The 19355-nt window shown below is 54.9% G+C and carries 20 protein-coding genes; 9 read left to right on the top strand and 11 right to left on the bottom strand.

Annotated elements, in window-relative coordinates; all coding sequences use genetic code 11:
• Positions 1–39 precede the first annotated feature (39 nt).
• The 7 genes from GRI39_RS11530 to hisB form a co-directional block, all read right to left on the bottom strand.
• Positions 40–417, bottom strand: a complete 378-nt coding sequence (locus tag GRI39_RS11530; protein WP_160739876.1) for a histidine triad nucleotide-binding protein — start codon at positions 415–417, stop codon at positions 40–42.
• A complete protein-coding gene (locus GRI39_RS11525) occupies positions 417–731 on the bottom strand; it encodes a phosphoribosyl-ATP diphosphatase (protein ID WP_160739875.1) in 315 nt (104 codons plus the stop codon). Before GRI39_RS11525 ends, GRI39_RS11530 begins: the two co-directional genes overlap by 1 nt.
• Before the next feature lie 59 nt (positions 732–790).
• Positions 791–1018: a PEP-CTERM sorting domain-containing protein gene (locus GRI39_RS11520; protein ID WP_160739874.1), complete on the bottom strand. Its 228-nt coding sequence runs from the start codon at positions 1016–1018 to the stop codon at positions 791–793.
• 72 nt (positions 1019–1090) lie between these two features.
• Complete coding sequence (hisF, locus tag GRI39_RS11515; protein WP_160739873.1) at positions 1091–1852, bottom strand: imidazole glycerol phosphate synthase subunit HisF; 762 nt, start codon at positions 1850–1852, stop codon at positions 1091–1093.
• The gene (hisA, locus tag GRI39_RS11510) at positions 1849–2577 is read right to left on the bottom strand and encodes a 1-(5-phosphoribosyl)-5-[(5-phosphoribosylamino)methylideneamino]imidazole-4-carboxamide isomerase (protein ID WP_160739872.1); all 729 of its coding nucleotides are present in this window, start codon (positions 2575–2577) and stop codon (positions 1849–1851) included. The genes hisF and hisA overlap by 4 nt, the downstream gene beginning before the upstream one ends.
• A complete protein-coding gene (gene hisH / locus GRI39_RS11505; protein WP_160739871.1) occupies positions 2574–3203 on the bottom strand; it encodes an imidazole glycerol phosphate synthase subunit HisH in 630 nt (209 codons plus the stop codon). Before hisH ends, hisA begins: the two co-directional genes overlap by 4 nt.
• Positions 3204–3212: 9 nt before the next feature.
• Positions 3213–3806 (bottom strand): imidazoleglycerol-phosphate dehydratase HisB, encoded by a 594-nt coding sequence (hisB, locus tag GRI39_RS11500; protein WP_160739870.1) that lies wholly within the window; start codon positions 3804–3806, stop codon positions 3213–3215.
• A gap of 94 nt (positions 3807–3900) precedes the next feature.
• Here hisB and GRI39_RS11495 point away from each other — a divergent pair, with 94 nt between their 5' ends.
• The 3 genes from GRI39_RS11495 to gmk are packed head-to-tail and all read left to right on the top strand — an operon-like array spanning position 3901 to position 5615.
• A complete protein-coding gene (locus tag GRI39_RS11495; protein WP_160740003.1) occupies positions 3901–4413 on the top strand; it encodes an SspB family protein in 513 nt (170 codons plus the stop codon).
• 54 nt (positions 4414–4467) lie between these two features.
• Entirely contained in the window at positions 4468–4917 is a 450-nt protein-coding gene (locus tag GRI39_RS11490) for a hypothetical protein (RefSeq protein ID WP_160739869.1), read from the top strand.
• A gap of 50 nt (positions 4918–4967) precedes the next feature.
• The gene (gene gmk / locus GRI39_RS11485) at positions 4968–5615 is read left to right on the top strand and encodes a guanylate kinase (RefSeq protein ID WP_160739868.1); all 648 of its coding nucleotides are present in this window, start codon (positions 4968–4970) and stop codon (positions 5613–5615) included.
• Between the two features lie 3 nt (positions 5616–5618).
• Here gmk and GRI39_RS11480 read toward each other — a convergent pair whose 3' ends face one another.
• Positions 5619–7703, bottom strand: coding sequence for a S8 family serine peptidase (locus tag GRI39_RS11480; protein WP_160739867.1), 2085 nt, complete (start codon positions 7701–7703; stop codon positions 5619–5621).
• Positions 7704–8350: 647 nt separating this feature from the next.
• Here GRI39_RS11480 and dapD point away from each other — a divergent pair.
• From dapD to GRI39_RS11465, 4 genes are all read left to right on the top strand, one after another.
• Positions 8351–9199, top strand: coding sequence for a 2,3,4,5-tetrahydropyridine-2,6-dicarboxylate N-succinyltransferase (gene dapD, locus GRI39_RS11475; protein ID WP_160739866.1), 849 nt, complete (start codon positions 8351–8353; stop codon positions 9197–9199).
• Between the two features lie 87 nt (positions 9200–9286).
• Positions 9287–9646 (top strand): hypothetical protein, encoded by a 360-nt coding sequence (locus tag GRI39_RS14400; protein ID WP_170324289.1) that lies wholly within the window; start codon positions 9287–9289, stop codon positions 9644–9646.
• A gap of 152 nt (positions 9647–9798) precedes the next feature.
• Entirely contained in the window at positions 9799–10947 is a 1149-nt protein-coding gene (gene ispG / locus GRI39_RS11470) for a flavodoxin-dependent (E)-4-hydroxy-3-methylbut-2-enyl-diphosphate synthase (RefSeq protein ID WP_160739865.1), read from the top strand.
• Positions 10948–11094: 147 nt separating this feature from the next.
• Entirely contained in the window at positions 11095–11757 is a 663-nt protein-coding gene (locus GRI39_RS11465; protein WP_160739864.1) for a murein L,D-transpeptidase catalytic domain-containing protein, read from the top strand.
• A 12-nt stretch (positions 11758–11769) separates the two neighbouring features.
• Here GRI39_RS11465 and GRI39_RS11460 read toward each other — a convergent pair whose 3' ends face one another.
• Positions 11770–13167: a L,D-transpeptidase family protein gene (locus GRI39_RS11460; protein WP_160739863.1), complete on the bottom strand. Its 1398-nt coding sequence runs from the start codon at positions 13165–13167 to the stop codon at positions 11770–11772.
• 540 nt (positions 13168–13707) lie between these two features.
• Between GRI39_RS11460 and acnA the strand changes: the two genes are divergently transcribed.
• Positions 13708–16380 carry an aconitate hydratase AcnA gene (acnA, locus tag GRI39_RS11455; protein WP_160739862.1) on the top strand — a complete coding sequence of 891 codons (2673 nt, stop codon included), beginning with the start codon at positions 13708–13710 and terminating at the stop codon, positions 16378–16380.
• A gap of 214 nt (positions 16381–16594) precedes the next feature.
• Positions 16595–17041, top strand: a complete 447-nt coding sequence (locus GRI39_RS11450; RefSeq protein WP_160739861.1) for a hypothetical protein — start codon at positions 16595–16597, stop codon at positions 17039–17041.
• A gap of 601 nt (positions 17042–17642) precedes the next feature.
• Here GRI39_RS11450 and ruvB read toward each other — a convergent pair.
• Positions 17643–18674, bottom strand: a complete 1032-nt coding sequence (ruvB, locus tag GRI39_RS11445; RefSeq protein ID WP_160739860.1) for a Holliday junction branch migration DNA helicase RuvB — start codon at positions 18672–18674, stop codon at positions 17643–17645.
• A complete protein-coding gene (gene ruvA, locus GRI39_RS11440; protein WP_160739859.1) occupies positions 18671–19279 on the bottom strand; it encodes a Holliday junction branch migration protein RuvA in 609 nt (202 codons plus the stop codon). Before ruvA ends, ruvB begins: the two co-directional genes overlap by 4 nt.
• Positions 19280–19355: the final 76 nt, after the last annotated feature.

Here is a 19355-nt window from a genome sequence, read left to right as displayed (position 1 = left end):
GCGATAAAATGCTTGCGTTTTCCAGAAAGGAGGCCGTCTTCAGGCGGAAATCATCCGCCCAAGCGGCTTGCCGCCAAACAAATGAACATGAAGATGGGGCACTTCCTGCCCGCCATCAGCGCCCACATTGCCAAGCAATCGATAGCCCGGCTCGACCAGATCATGGTCCCGTGCAATTGTGCCCACAGCCCTGACAAAGCCTGCAATCTCATCTGCGCTGGCCTTGGCGCTGAAGTCATCCCAACTGACGTATCGTCCCTTGGGGATCACCAGAATATGCAAAGGGGCCTGAGGAGCTATGTCATGGAAGGCATAAGCCCACTCATCCTCATAGACCTTCTTTGAGGGGATTTCCCCACGGAGGATTTTGGCGAAGATGTTTTCATCATCGTAAGGCAGCGTTGCATCAATCGGCATCAGGCACTCCTCGACGCTTTTTCAACAATCCCGGATGTACCTTCACGCCGTTCCAGTTCTGCCATCACATCTGAGAGCGTCACATCCCTCGCACCAAGCATCACGAGCAGGTGAAACAGAACGTCCGCTGCTTCACCAACCAGTTCCTGACGGTCTTCCGACAGGGCCGCGACAACGGCTTCCACCGCCTCCTCCCCGAACTTACGCGCAATAACAGGGAGCCCGCGATCATGCAGCTTGGCGACATAGCTTGCATCGGGGGACGCTTTGCGTCGTTCGGCAATAGTCTCTTCGAGGCGATTCAGCATATCCATAGCTGTTGCAATGGAAGCAAAGCGCAGGGATCGTCAAGCACTGAGAGCCAAGCGCGACCCTACTCGTCAGGCTTATCATCATGCGGGTCTTTCTGCTTCGGCCGCCGTGACAGGCGTCGACCGATGACCACACCAAAAACCCCCAGCGCAAAGATCAAAAGGTTAGACGCTTCTGGCACTTGCGCGCCACTGGCCCATGCGGGACTGGCTACGAACAACATGCTACAGACAACCAGAAAGGCAGGGATATTCTTGATGGAAACGTTCCACATATTCAGATCAAACAAAGCGAATTTTGCTCAGCAAACTTTTGTTGCTTAGCGCAATTCGTTAGCAACACCTAGTATTTTACCTAGGTTTTAGGAACCACGCGCCGGTATGCCCGCCGCCCGTAAGGCTCCATGGGCATCAGCGATACTGTAAGTACCGAAATGGAAGATCGACGCCGCGAGAACCGCGCTGGCATGGCCTTCCTTCACCCCGTCAACCAGATGCTGAAGATTGCCAACACCGCCACTGGCCACAACCGGAATGCCCACATTGTCAGCAATGGCCCGAGTTAATGCAAGGTCGTAACCTTTCTGGGTGCCGTCTCCATCCATCGATGTAACCAACAATTCGCCTGCCCCCAGAGCAGCCAGTTTCTTCGCATGTTCGATCGCATCAATGCCGGTCGCACGGCGGCCGCCATGAGTGAAGATTTCCCAGCCCTCCCCTGCACGGCGTGCATCGACAGATGCCACCACACATTGGTTGCCCATCTTTTCAGCGATATCTTTGACAACTTCGGGACGATCAACCGCGGCAGAATTCACCGCCACCTTGTCTGCCCCGGCCAATAGGAGCGCCCTTGCATCCTCGACCGAACGCACGCCCCCACCCACCGTCAGCGGCATGAAGCATACTTTCGCGGTTCGCTGCACGATGTCGAGCAGAGTGCCACGACCTTCATGAGTGGCGGAAATGTCGAGAAAGCACAGCTCATCCGCCCCAGCCTTGTCATAGGCCTGCGCCTGCTCAACCGGATCACCCGCATCTTTGAGATCAACGAAATTGACGCCCTTCACCACGCGGCCATCGGCCACATCAAGGCATGGAATGACGCGGACCCGAACTGTCATGCCCGTTCTGCCATTTGCAAAGCAGCCGCCAGATCGAGACGGCCATCATATAATGCACGGCCAGTAATGACGCCCTCGATGCCATCTTCTGCGTGAAGTGCGAGGAGTCTGATGTCGTCCAGCCCCTTTACTCCTCCACTCGCAATCACAGGCATGTTGGTCTGCCGAGCAAGTTCGACCGTTGCATCGATGTTGCAGCCTTTCAGCAATCCATCGCGGCCAATGTCGGTAAACAGGAGACTGGCAACACCGGCATCTTCAAAGCGGCGTGCCATATCGGCTGCGGGAATATCGGAAATCTTGGCCCAGCCTTCGGTTGCGACCATGCCATCGCGGGCATCAACAGCCACGACAATGCCATTTTCCCATTCACGCGCCATGTCTTTGACAAATTGCGGATCGGTCAGCGCTGCGCTGCCAATAACGATGCGGCTGACGCCTAGGTTGAACCAGCCTTCCACCGCTTCAGGCGAACGGATACCACCGCCCAATTGCACATGGCCAGGGAAGCTCTCCACAATGGCTTCAACCGCTTCGCGATTACGGCTTTCACCCGCAAAGGCACCATCAAGATCGACCACATGCAGATGCATAGAGCCTGCATCGGCGAACAATTGCGCTTGCGCTGCAGGGTTGTCACCATAGACAGTGGCGCGATCCATATCGCCTTCGGCCAGGCGAACCACCTGCCCCCCTTTGAGATCAATGGCGGGAAAGACGATCATGGCATCCACTCCAGAAAACGGCCAAGCAATGACAGGCCAAACGCCTGGCTCTTTTCGGGGTGGAATTGCACCCCAAGCATATTGTCACGTGCGATAGCAGCCACGAGGCCGCCGCCATGATCAGTCATGGCGGCAATATCCTGGCCACTTTCAGGTTCAAAATGATAGGAATGGAGAAAGTAAGCCTCCCCTCCCTCCAACAATTCAGCGCCATCATGGTGTGGCATGAGCGACACATCATTCCAGCCCATATGCGGCACCTTGATTGCAGGGTCGGTGCGTTCAATTGGCACTACATCCCCGGCAATCCAGCCAAGGCCTGGCGTTACACCGTGTTCCAGCCCGCGTGTCGCCAGCAATTGCATGCCCACGCAGATACCGAGGAACGGCACACCATCGCGCACCACGCGCTCAGTCAACGCCTCTTCCATACCCGGAATGGCGCGCAGGCCTTCCGCACAGGCCTTGAAAGAGCCAACACCCGGTAACACAATTCGCCGCGCACCGCGCACCAGATCAGGGTCCGCCGTTACCGCAACATGCTGTGCCCCGGCAGCAATCAGCGCATTATTAACCGAGTGAAGGTTTCCGGCCCCGTAATCAATGAGGGCGAGTGCTTCAGCCATAATGTTTCCTCAGCCCCCGAGTTGGCCCTTGGTGGAAGGAATTGCCCCTTGCTTGCGCGAGTCGGCCTCCACCGCCATGCGCATGGCACGGGCAAAGCCTTTAAAAATGGCTTCGCAGATATGATGGTTATTCTGACCATATAGCCGTTCGATATGCAGCGTGATGCCAGCCGTCTGCGAGATCGAATGGAACCAGTGATCGATCAACTCGGTATCGAGTTCACCCAGCTTTTCCTGTGTGAATTTTGCATTCCACACCAGATAGGGGCGGCCAGAAATATCAAGCGCCACGCGTGCCAGCGTCTCATCCATCGGTGAATAGGCAGTGCCATAACGGCCAATTCCGGCTTTATCACCCAGCGCCTGCGTAATCGCCTGACCCAGTGCCAGCGCGCTATCTTCAGTCGTATGGTGCTGGTCTACATGGAGATCACCGTTCACTTTGAGAGTGACGTCAATCAGAGAGTGCCGGGAAAACTGCTCGATCATATGATCGAGGAAACCGATCCCGGTCTCAATGTCATATTTTCCCGTGCCGTCGAGGTTGATCTCGACGAGGATGTCGGTTTCGCTGGTTGTGCGAGCTATTCTGGCAGTACGCATAATGTGGCCTATAGGGACGATACTGTGGGAATCAATCGCTCACAGCATCTGTTTACGCTTGACCGGGTCGCTCGTCATCGCCACTCATGCGCCCATGAGCGACAATACGCCAGACAGCCAGATCCCCTATGACGAGATCGTACAGGAAGCCCTGCGCGCCGTAGTTGGCCGCGTTCTGGGAGAAGTCCAGAAGAACGGCAGCCAGCTTCCCGGCAATCACCACTTCTATATTACTTTCAAGACGCAGGCTCCCGGCGTCTCGATCCCTCGGCATTTGCAGGAGCGTTTTCCTGATGAAATGACGATTGTTCTGCAGAACAAGTTCTGGGATCTGCTCGTCGATGACGATGGGTTCTCGGTTGGACTCAGCTTCAATCAGATACCCTCTGCCCTGACAGTCCCCTTCTCTGCGATCACCGCTTTTGTTGATCCTGCCGTCGACTTTGGCCTGCAATTTCAAGCAGAAGTGCCAGACGACACACTTGATCAACATGACGATGCCGAAAATGACGGATCGTATGACGGCGCGGAACAGGCAGACGGCCCAGACATTACTTCCGATGATGGCTCTAATGTCGTCACGGTCGATTTTGGCCGCAAGAAGTAACCAGACGTTCCTGCCCCGGATGCAGGCACGTCGCTGCAACGGGGCAAGGATCACATGGGGAAATCGCCAATTTCGCGCATAACAGCGCAAGGCAAAGCCGAACTGAAGAAGCGCAAACGCCCGATGGGTATGCGCAAACGGCTGGCGATGGATGGCTCCAACGAAAAAACGGTCCCCGGCCCCAGCACTAACCCTGCAACAAATATACTCATTGCAGATATAGCCACCCGCGCAGGTGCGCGCCTATTAAGGCTGGGAATTGAAAAAAATCTGCTCAAAACCCGTTACTCCAAGGAGGAGCGCCGGGCGATCATGGATGAACGCTCGCTAGGGGAAACCATTTCATCCGCCCTCATCGCGCGTATCGCGACTCGCTCCCTCCCAGGCATGCTGATTGTTGGTGGCGGCCTCACAGCCAAAGCTCTGCTCGACCGTTCACTCAGCCGCCGCAAAGCTTTGCGCGAGGGGGACAAGTCTTTGCTGGATGACAAGAAGAAGAGCTGATTGGCGTTACAGGGCTTGATTTTGGGCCATGTCATGCGCCAACAGCGCACATGGCCCATACAGAACCACACTATCGCAGAGGTTTGCTGCTGATCCTCTCCTCACCTTCGGGTGCAGGCAAGACGACAATCGCACGCAAGCTCCTTGAATCGCATCACAATCTGCAAATGTCAGTTTCTGTAACCACGCGAGAGATGCGGCCGGGAGAAGTGGACGGGAAAGACTATCACTTCGTTGACCGCGCCACATTCGATCAACTCGAAGAACAAGATGCCTTTCTCGAATATGCCGAAGTCTTCGGCAATTGTTACGGCACTCCGCGTTCCGACATTATGGAAGGTCTGGAAAAGGGCCGCGACTTTCTATTCGATGTGGACTGGCAGGGGGCACAGCAGCTCTATCAGCGCGCCGGGGCAGATGTGGTTCGTATCTTCCTCCTACCCCCCGCCATCGACATCTTAGAGAATCGCCTGCGCTCACGCGGGACCGATAGCGAAGACGTCATCACCAAGCGCATGGACCGTGCCCGTGCGGAAATCAGCCATTGGGATGGCTATGATTACGTGGTCATCAATGACGATATTGAAGCGTGCTTCGAAAAGGTTCGCACGATTCTCGATGCTGAGCGGATGCGTCGGTCCCGGCAGACCGGGCTGGTCAATTTTGTTCGCACACTGACCGCTCCGGATGCAGTTTAGCTTTTAGAAGTCAGTGCTCCAGCGAAAAGCGATACCTTTATCGGCGGGTAGGTTGGCATAATGACCAGGCTCATGCCGGTAATATACACTTGCTGCGGCATAGCCTCTCATAAAGGCACCGCGCCAAGCCATCTCTCCCATAATTTCACGCCCTTCAGGGGCCAGTGAGATTTCACGAATGCCATATACGGGGCTTAAAGTATCGTAATCATAGGATACTGGTAATTCCAGTTTCAGCCCGCCACTGCTAACCCTCAATGGCTGCGCAATGCGGAAGGCAAGCCGGTCATCACGACCGAAAACACCCCAACGCTCGATATCCATTGACCAAGCCTGACTCCGCAATTGCGAGCCCGCACTAACGGAATCACCGGCCGACGCTTTGCTCCAACCGTTGCGAATGGATGCACCAAAACGCCAATTGCGTGCAAAACTCCAAGCCGCTTCTGCATCAAGAAAGGCTGTATTGGTGCCCCTAATACCAAAGGAATCGTGGAATCTGCCGCCAAGAAACGTTCTTTCTTCCTGAAGCCATTCCGCGCCTACAGAGATTGTCCAATTATCAATCGCCCGATCTACCGCCAAACCCAAAGTTTGCGCCTTGCTGCGATCCTGATCACGGCCCCATATTCCGTTAACCTTCTCGCGCGAACGGCTCACCACATGGCCACTTTCTGCTTTCGCGGTCAAACCCCAGCCTTTGAATTGACGACGAAATGCAAAGGACATGTCCTTACGTTGCAATCCCGCTTCACCCGCATCTGCCGAAGTTGCAATCATAAAGGCTGGGCGGCTCTGCCCCTGCAATTGTGCAACCAGACCGTCGGCACCTTGAGCAAAAGCGAAGCCAAACTGTGTATTGGGTGAAATGCGGTATGCCACACGTGCGGCCAAAATCCGTGCCCGCTCAGCATCTTCATTCGGCAAACGCAGCGCCGCCAGCCGAGGCAATTCGCCATAAGCCCCTCGCGCATCAATTGTGAACGCGACAGACGCCACATCAGAAGACATTGCCGCTTGCCGCTGCTCGCCAACCAGTGCGCCATAGAGCCTTTCTGCGACCCCTGCCCCACGCAGATTACTACCCAATTCGACGTTATAAGCCCGCTGATACTTATCAAGTACTATGGCGCTTAATGATGTTGCCCCCAGAGCATCGCCCATCGCCGGTGAACCAACACCTACAATATCGGTGAGCGCCAGCGCCTGGCCGCTTCCAGCAAGGCTTGTGGTGCCAGCCGGCTCGAATGCTTTGGTGAGATTCAATATGCCTTCGCCATAGACATTATCGCGTCCTGTAGCGCCTGCATCTGTCGCTGATTCGATCAGGATTTCAGCAATCTGCCGTCCCGTGAGCGAAGGGAAAGCTTGTGCCAACAATGCTGCCGCCCCCGCAACTTGCGGCGCGGCAAAGCTTGTTCCGTTCAACAGGAACACACTCCCCAAAGACTGATAGATCGCACCATTTTCGTAGACGCAGCAGACATTCTCGCCTCGCGCCGTCAAAAAGTTTTCGCCATTAGCGCCGGCCTTATTGCTAAAGTCAGAAATTTGACCGTTTTCATCTACAGAACCGACAACCAGCACACCGCCAGCGGCGGCATTGTCAAGTGACGTTGCATAGCCTGAAGGTTGGGCCGCACCGTCATTGCCTGAAGCCACAACTACCAGAACACCGGAATTGACAGCATTTTGAACAGCACTGCGAAGAGCTGTACCTGCCGCCCCACCGCTGAGTGAAATGTTGATGACTTTAGCACCATTATTGGTGGCATAATTGACAGCCTCTGCGACTTTGCCGTCTTCAAAGGCACAACCACTGGACAGGCTCGCAGGCCCGCTTTCTGTGCAGCTTCCGGGACGGTCTGAACGGATCGCCATCACCGTGGCGTTCCACGCCATGCCCAAAATACCATAATCGTCTCGCGCTGCCGCCGCGATCATCGATACATGCGTGCCATGGCCATCCTCATCATTGAAACCTCGATTGGTCTGGTCCTGATAAATATCGACAGATTTGGAGGAAATGCGACCAGCGAATTCACGGCTATCAACATCAATCCCGCTATCGATGACTGCAACCGTCACCCCGGCTCCTGTAGCTCCAACGGACCATGCTGCCGGAGCGTTGTGCTGCCCAGGCCCATCGGAACGACGAAATTCTGCTGTGTCATAATTCACAGGGGCCGGTGATGGTGTGGGAGTTGGGCTGGGTGTTGGTGTTGGGCTGGGGGTAGGCGTTGGCGTGGGAGATGGAACTGGTGTTGGGCTTGGCGTCGGTGTGGGGGTAGGCGTTGGCCCAGGTGTAGGTGTCGGAGGAGGGACTGAAGTCGGCGGAGGGGTCGACGATATATCACCTCCACCACCGCCGCCACAAGCGGAAAGCAAAGTTACTGCGGCTATTGCCGCCCCTCCGTGGATGAGCTTCTTTTTGAGCATGATTACACCTGCGACCTTTATTATTTTTATTAACAATCACTTGAGACAGCATCTTAACGTGCGACTGCGACGAGATTACCTTTCACTTAAAAGGCAAACATAGCGTTAACGATAATCCAGCTCCATTACGCAATGGCCGCGAGAGGCATAAAACCAAGGTTCATTTGAGCTATGTTTTAGCTCACCGTTAGGCACTGCTCCGTCAGGGTAGTGACTTGCCGCAGGGAAGTGTTGCGGCTAGTCGCGCAGGCAATTGTGGATCAATCCAATAAAACGCGCCGGAGAATCGCATCATCATGTCTTCAGAACTACAAAGCTCAATCGAATCTGCTTGGGAACGCCGTGCAGAGATTACACCGGCCGACAAGAATGTTCACAAAATCGTCGAGGAGACTCTTACACTTCTCGATAGCGGTAAAGCGCGTGTCGCAGAGCCAGACGGAAATGGCGGATGGACCGTTAATCAGTGGCTAAAAAAAGCTGTTCTGCTGTCTTTTCGCCTGAACGACAATGTCGTGATGGGTTCTGCGGCAGACGATTCGACACCCGGCCCCTGGTTTGACAAAGTTCCAACCAAGTTTGCCGATTGGGACGATGCCCGCTTCCGTGAAGCTGGATTCCGCGCCGTTCCGGGCGCTGTAGTTCGCCGTGGCAGCCACGTTGCCAAGGGCGTTGTGTTGATGCCAAGCTTCACAAACATTGGCGCTTTCATCGATGAAGGCACTATGATCGACACTTGGGCAACCGTCGGCAGTTGCGCGCAGATCGGCAAAAATGTGCATATTTCCGGTGGCGCAGGAATCGGCGGCGTACTTGAACCGCTTCAGGCTGACCCGGTCATCATCGGTGACGGCGCCTTCATCGGTGCACGTTCGGAAGTGGCTGAGGGCGTCCGTATTGGCGAAGGCGCTGTGCTTTCCATGGGTGTCTATCTTGGGGCCTCAACCAAAATCGTCGATCGTAAAACCGGTGAAGTGCATATCGGTGAAGTCCCACCATATGCCGTGGTTGTCCCCGGCGCACTGCCAGGCAAGCCACTGGCAGATGGCACGCCTGGCCCGTCGCTCTATTGTGCGGTCATCGTCAAGACAGTGGATGCGCAAACGCGTTCCAAAACGGGCATCAATGAATTGCTCCGCGACTAAACTCTTTTCTTCGCCCCTTTTTACAGGCACACCCTAGTTCAATGCAGAGCTAATAATAGCCGCATAGAACTAGGGGAATGTCTGAAAATGGATCGTAATGGAGATGAAGTTCACGTCAGTACGGATGAAGCACGCGGCGGCTCAACGCCCAATGTAATGCGCTGGGTACTGATCATCAGCGTTGTGTTGGCAGTGGTGCTGCTATCAGCAAGCTGGATGCTTCCAGCGGCCACCGATGATGAAGATTCTCAAGGGCTGACTTCTGGCGCAATGATGTCACAGCCAAACGCTTCTACTGAGGCAAAGGCTATCGAATCAGGAGAAATTCCCAAATCAAAAGCCGCTACCGAAACGGAAAGCGTACTCTTCAATGATGATACGCCTAAGCCCGACCCGCTGGCAGAAAAAAAGCGTGATGATGACGGGTTGGATGTGATCGAGAATTAACCTCACACCCGCGCTTGAAACATTTTCTATGCCAGCGCGGGTGAGCTTTCTCCCGGCACCATTGCACTGCAAGTAAGTTCGCTCGTTGGAAATAAACGGGCCGCCTTCTGCAATGCCTTTCGCCTTTCATCACACTGGTCTATAGATCGCCCATGTCTTCCATACGCCCATGGCGCGATATTGAGCGCCGCAAGAGCCGCCAGATAATGGTCGGTAGAGTGCCTGTCGGCGGTGATGCGCCGATTACGGTGCAAACCATGACCAACACGCCGACGCCTGACGTCAAGGCGACCATTGATCAGATTCGCCGGTGTGAAGAAGCGGGCGCTGATATTATCCGCGTTTCCTGCCCGGATACGGACAGTACAGCAGCATTCCGGGAAATTGCGAGAGCAGCAGAAGTGCCGCTCGTGGCCGATATCCATTTCCATTATAAGCGCGCACTGGAAGCAGCCGATGCCGGTGCTGCCTGTCTCCGGATCAATCCCGGCAATATTGGTGGGAGCGACCGCGTTGCCGAAGTGGTCCGTGCTGCCAAAGCCAATGGCTGCGCGATCCGTATTGGCGTCAATGGCGGAAGCCTTGAACGTCACCTGCTGGAAAAATATGGCGAGCCTTGCCCGGAAGCCCTCGTCGAGAGTGCGATGGATCACATCAAACTTTTGCAGGATCATGATTTTCACGAATTTAAAGTCGCGGTAAAAGCCAGCGACGTATTTCTGGCCGTTGCCGCCTATATGGGTCTGGCAGAAGCTGTGGACTGCCCGCTTCATCTCGGCATTACTGAAGCAGGTGGCTTGATCGGCGGGACGGTTAAGAGTTCCATCGGCATGGGTAACCTGCTGTGGTCCGGCATTGGCGACACTTTGCGCGTTTCACTTTCGGCCGAGCCTGAACAGGAAGTTCGCGTCGGCTTTGAAATGCTCAAAGCCTTGGGGCTTCGCACACGCGGTGTCCGGGTTGTGTCCTGTCCATCATGTTCGCGGCAGGGTTTTGACGTCATCAAGACAGTCACCCTGCTTGAAGAACGCTTGCAACATATCAAGACCCCGCTCTCGCTTTCGATTTTGGGCTGCGTGGTCAATGGCCCCGGCGAAGCGCGTGAAACCGACATTGGAATCACCGGCGGCGGGAATGGCAAACACATGGTGTACCTGTCAGGCGTCACCGATCATCATGTGCAAAGCGATGATATGCTCGATCACATCGTAGAGCTTGTCGAAACCAAAGCCGCAGAGATCGAAGCTGCTACATCGGATGAAGGCAAAAGCGACCCTGTACCTGCCGGAATCGTTGCCTGAACAAACTTCAGCATTCTGGGACGCAAGGATTAATTGGGGCATATCCAGTCAAGCATCGGTTCAGCTATAGGCTGAGAAGGTGTTCAGCTTCGGCAAATGGTCGCCGGGCGATGGTATTTAACCCGATTACCACCTAGAAGAGTGAGTATGGTCGCACAGTTCAACAGGCGAAAATTTATCGGTGGTGCTGCACTTGCTGCTGGCACCATCGCTTTACCTCTTCGTGTCGCTGCGCAGGCCTCCCTGCTCGATGCTCGCGAAACCCGGATTATGGAAATCGCCAAGCGAGAAATCGAAAAGGCAGGCCCTGTCTTGTGGCGCCGGGACATCGCCGGAATTGCAGATTTTAGCGCACACTCTTCCCGCCCGCGTTTCCATTTCGCCAATCTTGAACAAGGAACGGTCCGCTCCTTCCTGGTGGCCCATGGTACCGGCTCTGACCCAGAACATGATGGCTACCTCAACACATTTTCCAATGTGGAAGGCTCCAACAGCACCAGCCGGGGCGCTTATGTGACTTGGGAATGGTATAAGGGCCGCTATGGCACTTCAATCAGGCTGGGCGGGCTGGATGATAGCAATTCCAACGCCCTCCCCCGTGCGATTGTCATGCATCCGGCAAGCTATGCCACGCCGGAACATGTTGCCCGTTGGGGGCGGCTTGGCCGCTCCAATGGATGCTTTGCCATGAGCCCGGACGATTTCCGTGAAGCTCTGTGGCATTTGTCTGGCGGCAGACTTCTGTTTGCCGATCAGCTCAATCTCGAAGGAGATGGCTCCGTACCGCCATCTCCCCCGATAGAAACCTGAGATCACCTGCCATTAGAGGCCGGGATCTTCGATCGGCACAACTTCTTCATCCGTCACCCGCGTCCGATTCCGTTCGCGCGGTTGGTCAAAACTAGCCAGCACGGGCGCATCGCGATCATAAATGTCATCGAAGGTGCGAAGCTTTCCGTCGATGTCGGTCGCCATGGTGAAATAGGTGATATAAACAGGCATCGTCTTTTTCAGCGCGACCTTCGTATATTCACCCGATTTTGAAATGGCCACCGCGTCATCTTTACTGACACCATCGCCCAAAATCGCCATCGTGATCGCCAGTTCCAGCGCCCGCTCCGTACGGATGCAACCATGGCTCAGCGCGCGCTGATCACGATTGAAATAATTCTTCGCCGGCGTGTCATGGAGGAAAATGGCATGTTCATTCGGCATGTCGAGCTTCATCATACCAAGCGAATTGCCCGGCCCCGGCTGCTGCACGACATTAATGAAGCCATTTTCGCTTTTCGTGGCCTTATACCCCGCATTGGCGGCCCATGTGGGGTTGTTGAGAACTTTTTGCCCCAGCCCCTCACCTTTCACAATGCTCTGCGGGACGGTCCAGGTGGGATTAAAGACAACGCCTTCCACCACTTCAGCCAGTTGCGGTGTGGCCGTTCGTCCAGGCTTTCCGACCACAGTTTTATAGGTTCGAATGATCTTGTTATTCACTGTCAGACGAAGCTGATATTCCGGAACATTGGTAATCAGATATTGCGTCCCAAGATCGCGCGGCAGCCAACGCCACCGGTCCATATTCGCGCGGATCAGTTTACGTTTCTTGGTTTCTGTCTTGGGCGTATTGGCCAGCGCCTGCTTGAGCACTGCATAATCGGGATGCGTCGGATTGAGAGATTTCAGAACTCCAGCCACATCATGTTGCTGGAGAGCTTCAGTCATCAAGTCACTGGTAGGGTAGAAGTCTGGATCAGAATCGATGACAAACCACTGTTTGCGATCTTCCATAGGGGTGCGACCATCGCGCAGATCTTCGACCAGCCATGTGAAGCTTTGACTGGCCACTTCGCTAAGGCTCAGCTCTTCACCAGTCGCATCCAGGTCAGACCAATCATCGACATTCTGACTAACATTGACCGTACCGTCTGCTAGCGCCTGACGAAGATCGTCAGGCCGATATTCTGCTGGATCAAGACCGTCCGCTCCGACCCCTTCAATAAAAGTCAGTAAAGCTTTTGCATCTTTCTTGCTCCATTCCTCAATCACCGGCTTTGGCTGTTCAAAGGTAATTCCGGGCACCGCCTGAATCACAGGATTAGACACAGTTGCAGGAGGCGCAGTCTGCGGAACCTGCCGGGTCAAATCCTCTTGCGCGACGGCAGAAACCGGAATCGACAGCGTTGCGACTGTCAGGAGTGAAAACTTTACAGAAAAATTCATTTATCAAATGCCCTGTTCACATTCAGGAGAGGCAGTGCTGGCAGAAAAGCGCTCCATTCCATTATGTCATACAATACGCTTCCTGATCTGCTTCTATATTCACTATCGGGGCTGACTGTCCGCTGAATCACCAGCGGCCGATGACCTTGCGTCGCTATCGATTCTCGCTTGCTGTACCTTCAGCGCCGTCCTCAGAAGAATCATTTTTACCTTCTGATTCAAGGGTTTTCGATGATTCCACTGTCGCAGAGTTCCAGATCAACCCAAGTCCACCTCCTGCAAATGCAGCCAGAATAAGCGCTAGCGCGATTGGGATGACATGGAGCGGCTCCTGTTTGCGTAGCCCGCCAATCTCCGCCCCACTGAGATTCATTTATGTCACCCCAACCCATTCACAGAAATGAAACCACGCGCCGCGCCGTGTGTTCCATGTAGTGAGCCCCTTGACCTTGCGCGTTTGAGCGCGCAACTGCCGGGACAAAATTCAAGCCCTTTCCCCGAGGGCGATCAGCGGCTTCATTCAGGAAGGATAGCGCATAGATGACTCAGGTCGGCAAAAACTCGCTTGATACGCGTAGCACCATGGAGGTGGGCGGCAAGTCCATCGCATATTATTCGCTCAAGAAAGCAGCGGAAAAAATCGGCGATGTCAGCCGTTTGCCTTTCTCCATGAAAGTGCTCCTCGAAAACCTGCTGCGGTTTGAAGATGATGGTTTCACCGTTTCGCGTGAAGATATCCAGGCTCTCGCAGATTGGCAGAAGAACCCCAAAACCGGCAACGAAATTCAATATCGCCCAGCCCGGGTTTTGCTTCAGGATTTCACCGGCGTGCCTTGCGTTGTCGATCTGGCCGCCATGCGCGATGCCATTTCCAAGCTTGGCGGCGACACGGCCAAGATCAACCCGCAGGTTCCTGTGAACCTTGTGATCGATCACTCGGTCATGGTGGACGAATTCGGCCACCCCAAGGCTTTCGAACACAATATGGAAATGGAATATGAGCGCAATGCAGAGCGCTATGACTTCCTGAAATGGGGCGCCAAGAGCCTTGAAAACTTCAAGGCTGTTCCTCCGGGCACAGGCATTTGCCATCAGGTGAACCTCGAGCACATCGCGCAGGGCATCTGGTCCAGCGAAGATGCCAATGGTGAAACCGTTGCCTATCCTGACACTTGCGTCGGTACGGATAGCCATACAACGATGGTTAATGGCCTCGGTGTTTTGGGCTGGGGCGTTGGCGGTATTGAAGCTGAAGCGGCCATGCTGGGTCAGCCAATTTCGATGCTGGTTCCCGAAGTCGTTGGCTTCAAGCTGACTGGCGAATTAGCTGAAGGCGTCACCGCAACCGATCTCGTGCTCACCTGCGTGCAAATGCTGCGCGAAGTTGGCGTGGTTGGCAGTTTCGTTGAATTCTATGGCCCTGGCGTTTCGGCACTCAGCCTTGCTGACCGTGCCACCATCGCCAATATGGCACCGGAATATGGCGCGACTTGCGGCTTCTTCGGCATTGATGAAAAAACCATCGAATATCTGCGTCTCACCGGCCGCAGCGAAGACAGCATCGCTTTGGTGGAAGCCTATGCCAAGGAACAGGGCATGTGGTTCACACCAGACAATGAACCGGTCTTTACAAAAACCCTCGACCTCGACATGGCCAGTGTGGTGCCATCGCTCGCAGGCCCCAAGCGCCCGCAGGACAAGGTTATTCTGCCGGAAGTGGATGAGCTGTTCAATTCAGACCTCAAGACGCTTTACGGCAAGGACAAGCCCCAGCGCGTTGCTGTAGACGGCAAGAGCCATGATGTAGGTGATGGCGATGTTGTGATCGCAGCTATCACTTCTTGCACAAACACATCCAACCCTGACGTTCTCATTGCTGCCGGGCTCGTGGCCAAAAAGGCGCATGAAAAGGGCCTGATGCCAAAGCCATGGGTCAAGACATCGCTTGCGCCCGGCTCCAAGGTTGTGACTGACTACCTCATCAAGTCCGGCCTGCAAGACGATCTGAACGCCATCGGCTTCGATCTGGTAGGCTATGGCTGCACGACCTGCATCGGTAACTCCGGCCCGCTTGCTGAACCGATCAGTCAGGCAATCAACAATAACGACATCGTTGCGGCGTCTGTTTTGTCGGGCAACCGCAACTTTGAAGGCCGGGTATCGCCAGACGTTCGCGCCAACTTTCTCGCATCGCCGCCGCTTGTCGTCGCCTATGCGCTAAAGGGTACGGTGACAGAAGACATCACCACTACCCCGATCGGTCAGGACAAGGAAGGCAAGGACGTTTTCCTCAAGGACATCTGGCCTACGAACCTCGAAGTGAACGATCTGCGTAACAGCTCGATCAATCGCAGCATGTTCGAAAGCCGTTATGCTGACGTCTATAAGGGCGATGAACATTGGCAGGCCATCAATGTTACCGGGTCTGACACCTATCAGTGGCAGGCTGGCTCTACCTACGTAGCCAACCCGCCTTACTTTGAAGGCATGGGCATGACGCCAGCCGCCATCGAAGATATTGAAGGTGCTAAGCCGCTCGCAATTTTGGGCGATTCGGTCACCACCGACCACATTTCGCCTGCCGGTTCGATCAAGGAAGATTCGCCCGCTGGCCGTTACCTTCTCGAACACGGTGTCGAAAAGAAGGACTTCAACTCCTACGGCTCACGCCGCGGCAACCATGAAGTGATGATGCGCGGCACCTTCGCCAACATTCGTATCAAGAACGAAATGGTCCCCGGCGTCGAAGGTGGCTTCACCCAGTATAAGGGCGAAACCATGGCGATTTACGACGCTGCTATGAAGCATAAAGCTGATGGCAATCCACTCGTCGTTATCGCTGGTAAGGAATATGGCACAGGTTCCAGCCGTGACTGGGCTGCCAAAGGTACCATCCTACTGGGCGTGCGCGCAGTCATCACCGAAAGCTACGAGCGTATTCACCGATCCAACCTCGTCGGTATGGGTGTTCTTCCACTGCAATTCGCAGCTGGTGACACACGCGAAACGCTGGGCCTGACAGGTGACGATCAGTTTACCATCAAGGGCCTTGCAACGCTGACCCCGTCACAGGATGTCGAAGTTGAAGTTACCCGCGCCAATGGTGAGACCTTCAGCTTCACTGCCAAGTGCCGGATCGATACGGCCAACGAAATGGAATATTACCGCAATGGCGGTATCCTCCAATATGTGCTCCGCAACCTCGCTGCCTGAGGCCTGCTGAAAACATGCTAAAAGTTGAGGGCTCTGCCGAAAGGTAGAGCCCTTTTCTTTGAGCATCCGGCACGAGCAACGAAGATGCAGACAAAGAAAAGGCGACCTCTTTCGAGGCCGCCTTGCATCACCTGAGGGAAGTGATTTGTTGTATCGCGACTAAAATTACGCGGAAACCTGTTGCTGCTCAGGCACCTTACGTCGGCGCGCAAAAATGAGTGCCGCACCGGCACCAAATAGCAACATAACAGGAGGAGCGGGTACAGGCGTACCGGGATCGCCAGGATCACCGGATGTCGTTGAGCCCGAAGAGCCGCCCGACGATGTGCTGGTGCTAGATGATGAACTGCTGCTGGAGCTTGAAGAAGAACTACTACTGGAGCTGCTCGAACTGCTGGAGCTGGAAGATGTAGAGCTACTCGTGCTGGTCGAAGTGCTCACGCCTCCAGTTGAAGTAGAAACACCACCAGTGGACGTTGATACGCCACCGGTGGACGTTGATACGCCACCGGTTGATGTTGATACACCACCGGTCGAGGTGGAAACACCGCCAGTAGAGGTCGAGACACCGCTGGAACTTGATGTCGAAGTAGAGACGCCGCCTGTAGTGGTCGATGTCACAACAACATTACCGCCGCTTGAGCCACTGCTACCGAAATAACCACCGAAAAACCCGCCAGAAGATCCGGTATAGCCACCACTGCTACTGGAGCCACCTATGACTGCTGGAATGCCGCCACTTGAGCTGGTGATAGCCGGTTGCGGAGGCAGAGGCGGCAATGGAATGACTTCCGGCCTGCGGGCAATCGCACGCCGAATCCGCGGTTCTTCAGGCAAAGCAGGAACGATACGCGGGGGAACCGCACGCCTTGCACGTTTCACAGTCTTGTTCGGGGCACGCATGCTCTTGGCTGATTTGAGATGTTTGGTTGAAGTCAGCGTGGCCGCTTGAGGTTCTGCAACATGTACAGCCCCACCGCCAATCAAAGCGCCACCTGCCGCAACAGCAGCCAGTTTTGCTAGGGCCATACGTACAGACATTCGACTATCTCACTCCCCAAGTGCAAACTGCAGATGCAATCAGGCACTTAACATCGCAAGATCGTCCATTCCGTGATCAATGCAACGCCGTTAACCAATTCGACTTTACAAAATAATAGCAAAATTCCATCTTCACATAGGTTTACGGCCACCTGTCCCAGTCCGGCACTAATATGGAAAGAATCAATTAACCTTATCAGGTCATCAAACTAGTTAAAATCTCAGTTTCCCGGGGTATCAAACAAGCTGACCTGTTCTCCGCTTGGTGGGGTCAGCCCGATGTGTCGCCACCCTCTGTCATTCAGGCACCGCCCACGTGCTGTGCGAGCAACCAAGCCGAGTTGAATAAGAAAAGGTTCAACAACATCCTCGACCGTATCGCGCGGTTCAGCAAGGCCAGCAGCCAGCGTTTCCACCCCCACTGGCCCGCCTTTGTAAATATCGGCGATCATCATCAGATAGCGCCTATCCATGGCATCAAGGCCCAGCCCGTCCACTTCCAGCCGGTTGAGTGCATGGTCGGCAATCTCTGCGGTCACCTTTTTTCCACCCGCTACATGGGCAAAGTCTCTCACCCGGCGTAGCAATCGGCCTGCGACGCGCGGCGTGCCTCGGGCGCGGCGGGCGATTTCCCGAGCGCCTGCATCATCAATCTGCATCCCCAGCAGCCGCGCACCGCGCGTCACCACCAGTGTCAGTTCGTCTTCTGTATAAAAGATCAGCCGCACGGGAATACCGAATCGGTCACGCAGAGGCGTGGTCAGCAGGCCTTGCCGCGTAGTCGCGCCGATCAGTGTGAATGGCGGCAAATCGATCCGGACCGAACGGGCAGATGGCCCCTCCCCGATAATCAGATCGAGCGCGCGATCCTCCATCGCGGGGTAAAGCACTTCTTCAACCACGGGGTTGAGGCGATGAATTTCATCAATGAACAATACATCGCCGGATTCAAGATTAGTCAGCAAAGCGGCCAGGTCGCCAGCCTTAGCGATGACCGGGCCAGAGGTGGCGCGAAAGCCAACACCCAGTTCCTTGGCAACAATCTGTGCAAGCGTCGTCTTACCAAGGCCAGGAGGACCAAAAAACAATGTGTGGTCCATCGCTTCACCGCGCGAACGGGCGCTTTCGATAAACACTTGCAGATTGCCGCGTGCCGCTTCCTGCCCGATAAATTCGCGCAGGCTTTTTGGACGCAGTGCAGCATCCTGATCTTCCGGCTGCCGTTCTGATGTGAGGTTTACCCTGTCAGTCATCCAGCAGCTTTCTTCAATGCCAGACGGACAAGCGCGTTCAGATCAGCCCCCTCACCGAGATCGGCTTGTGCCTTGGCCACGGCATTTGCGGCAATGGCAGGCTTGAAGCCAAGATTCTGCAAAGCAGACACGGCATCTGCGCTTACGCCACTTGTTGGAGACATGCCGCCGCTGGGAAGTGTTACCCCGGAAACGGTCGGCAATGCGCCAGCCTTATCCTTCAATTCATTCACGATCCTGGTGGCAAGCTTCGGCCCGACACCATTCGCCCGCGCAATTTGAGCCGCATCCTGATTGGCGCAAGCGGTCTGTAATTCTTCTGTCGACAAGGCAGAGAGAATCGCCAGTGCGACCTTGCTCCCCACCCCTTGAACATTGGTGAGCAACTTGAACCAGTCCCGCTCAGCGGCGCTGCCAAAACCGATCAGGCGCATATCAGTCTCGCTCACCTGAAGATGCGTAAAAACCGTGCAGGCTTCGCCCTTCTCACCCAGTGCAGATAATGTTCGGTTCGAGCAATGGACCAGATAGCCAACACCCTGAACGTCTATCACCGCCCAATCGATACCGGTATCGTCCAGCCGCCCTTTCAGCTTCGCAATCATGTTTTGTTCCTGCCTGATTGCTTGCCTTTTGGCCAGTGCAATATGGACACAGCTCCACTCTTGCAGCATGAGCAGC

This window comes from Altericroceibacterium indicum (assembly GCF_009828105.1).
In the GTDB taxonomy this organism is placed as follows: Bacteria; Pseudomonadota; Alphaproteobacteria; order Sphingomonadales; family Sphingomonadaceae; genus Altericroceibacterium; species Altericroceibacterium indicum.
This window is presented reverse-complemented; position numbering and strand designations above follow the sequence as displayed.

Bases quoted from the DNA above. Each gene is read 5' to 3' on its own strand.
- gmk (WP_160739868.1), top strand. From the start codon at position 4,968: ATGGCCCATACAGAACCACACTATCGCAGAGGTTTGCTGCTGATCCTC.
- GRI39_RS11465 (WP_160739864.1), top strand. From the start codon at position 11,095: ATGGTCGCACAGTTCAACAGGCGAAAATTTATCGGTGGTGCTGCACTT.
- GRI39_RS14400 (WP_170324289.1), top strand. From the start codon at position 9,287: ATGGATCGTAATGGAGATGAAGTTCACGTCAGTACGGATGAAGCACGC.
- hisB (WP_160739870.1), bottom strand. From the start codon at position 3,806: ATGCGTACTGCCAGAATAGCTCGCACAACCAGCGAAACCGACATCCTC.
- GRI39_RS11495 (WP_160740003.1), top strand. From the start codon at position 3,901: ATGAGCGACAATACGCCAGACAGCCAGATCCCCTATGACGAGATCGTA.
- GRI39_RS11525 (WP_160739875.1), bottom strand. From the start codon at position 731: ATGGATATGCTGAATCGCCTCGAAGAGACTATTGCCGAACGACGCAAA.
- hisH (WP_160739871.1), bottom strand. From the start codon at position 3,203: ATGGCTGAAGCACTCGCCCTCATTGATTACGGGGCCGGAAACCTTCAC.
- hisF (WP_160739873.1), bottom strand. From the start codon at position 1,852: ATGACAGTTCGGGTCCGCGTCATTCCATGCCTTGATGTGGCCGATGGC.
- ispG (WP_160739865.1), top strand. From the start codon at position 9,799: ATGTCTTCCATACGCCCATGGCGCGATATTGAGCGCCGCAAGAGCCGC.
- GRI39_RS11460 (WP_160739863.1), bottom strand. From the start codon at position 13,167: ATGAATTTTTCTGTAAAGTTTTCACTCCTGACAGTCGCAACGCTGTCG.
- ruvB (WP_160739860.1), bottom strand. From the start codon at position 18,674: ATGACTGACAGGGTAAACCTCACATCAGAACGGCAGCCGGAAGATCAG.
- dapD (WP_160739866.1), top strand. From the start codon at position 8,351: ATGTCTTCAGAACTACAAAGCTCAATCGAATCTGCTTGGGAACGCCGT.
- ruvA (WP_160739859.1), bottom strand. From the start codon at position 19,279: ATGATTGCGAAGCTGAAAGGGCGGCTGGACGATACCGGTATCGATTGG.
- GRI39_RS11450 (WP_160739861.1), top strand. From the start codon at position 16,595: ATGAGTGCCGCACCGGCACCAAATAGCAACATAACAGGAGGAGCGGGT.
- GRI39_RS11490 (WP_160739869.1), top strand. From the start codon at position 4,468: ATGGGGAAATCGCCAATTTCGCGCATAACAGCGCAAGGCAAAGCCGAA.
- acnA (WP_160739862.1), top strand. From the start codon at position 13,708: ATGACTCAGGTCGGCAAAAACTCGCTTGATACGCGTAGCACCATGGAG.
- GRI39_RS11530 (WP_160739876.1), bottom strand. From the start codon at position 417: ATGCCGATTGATGCAACGCTGCCTTACGATGATGAAAACATCTTCGCC.
- hisA (WP_160739872.1), bottom strand. From the start codon at position 2,577: ATGATCGTCTTTCCCGCCATTGATCTCAAAGGGGGGCAGGTGGTTCGC.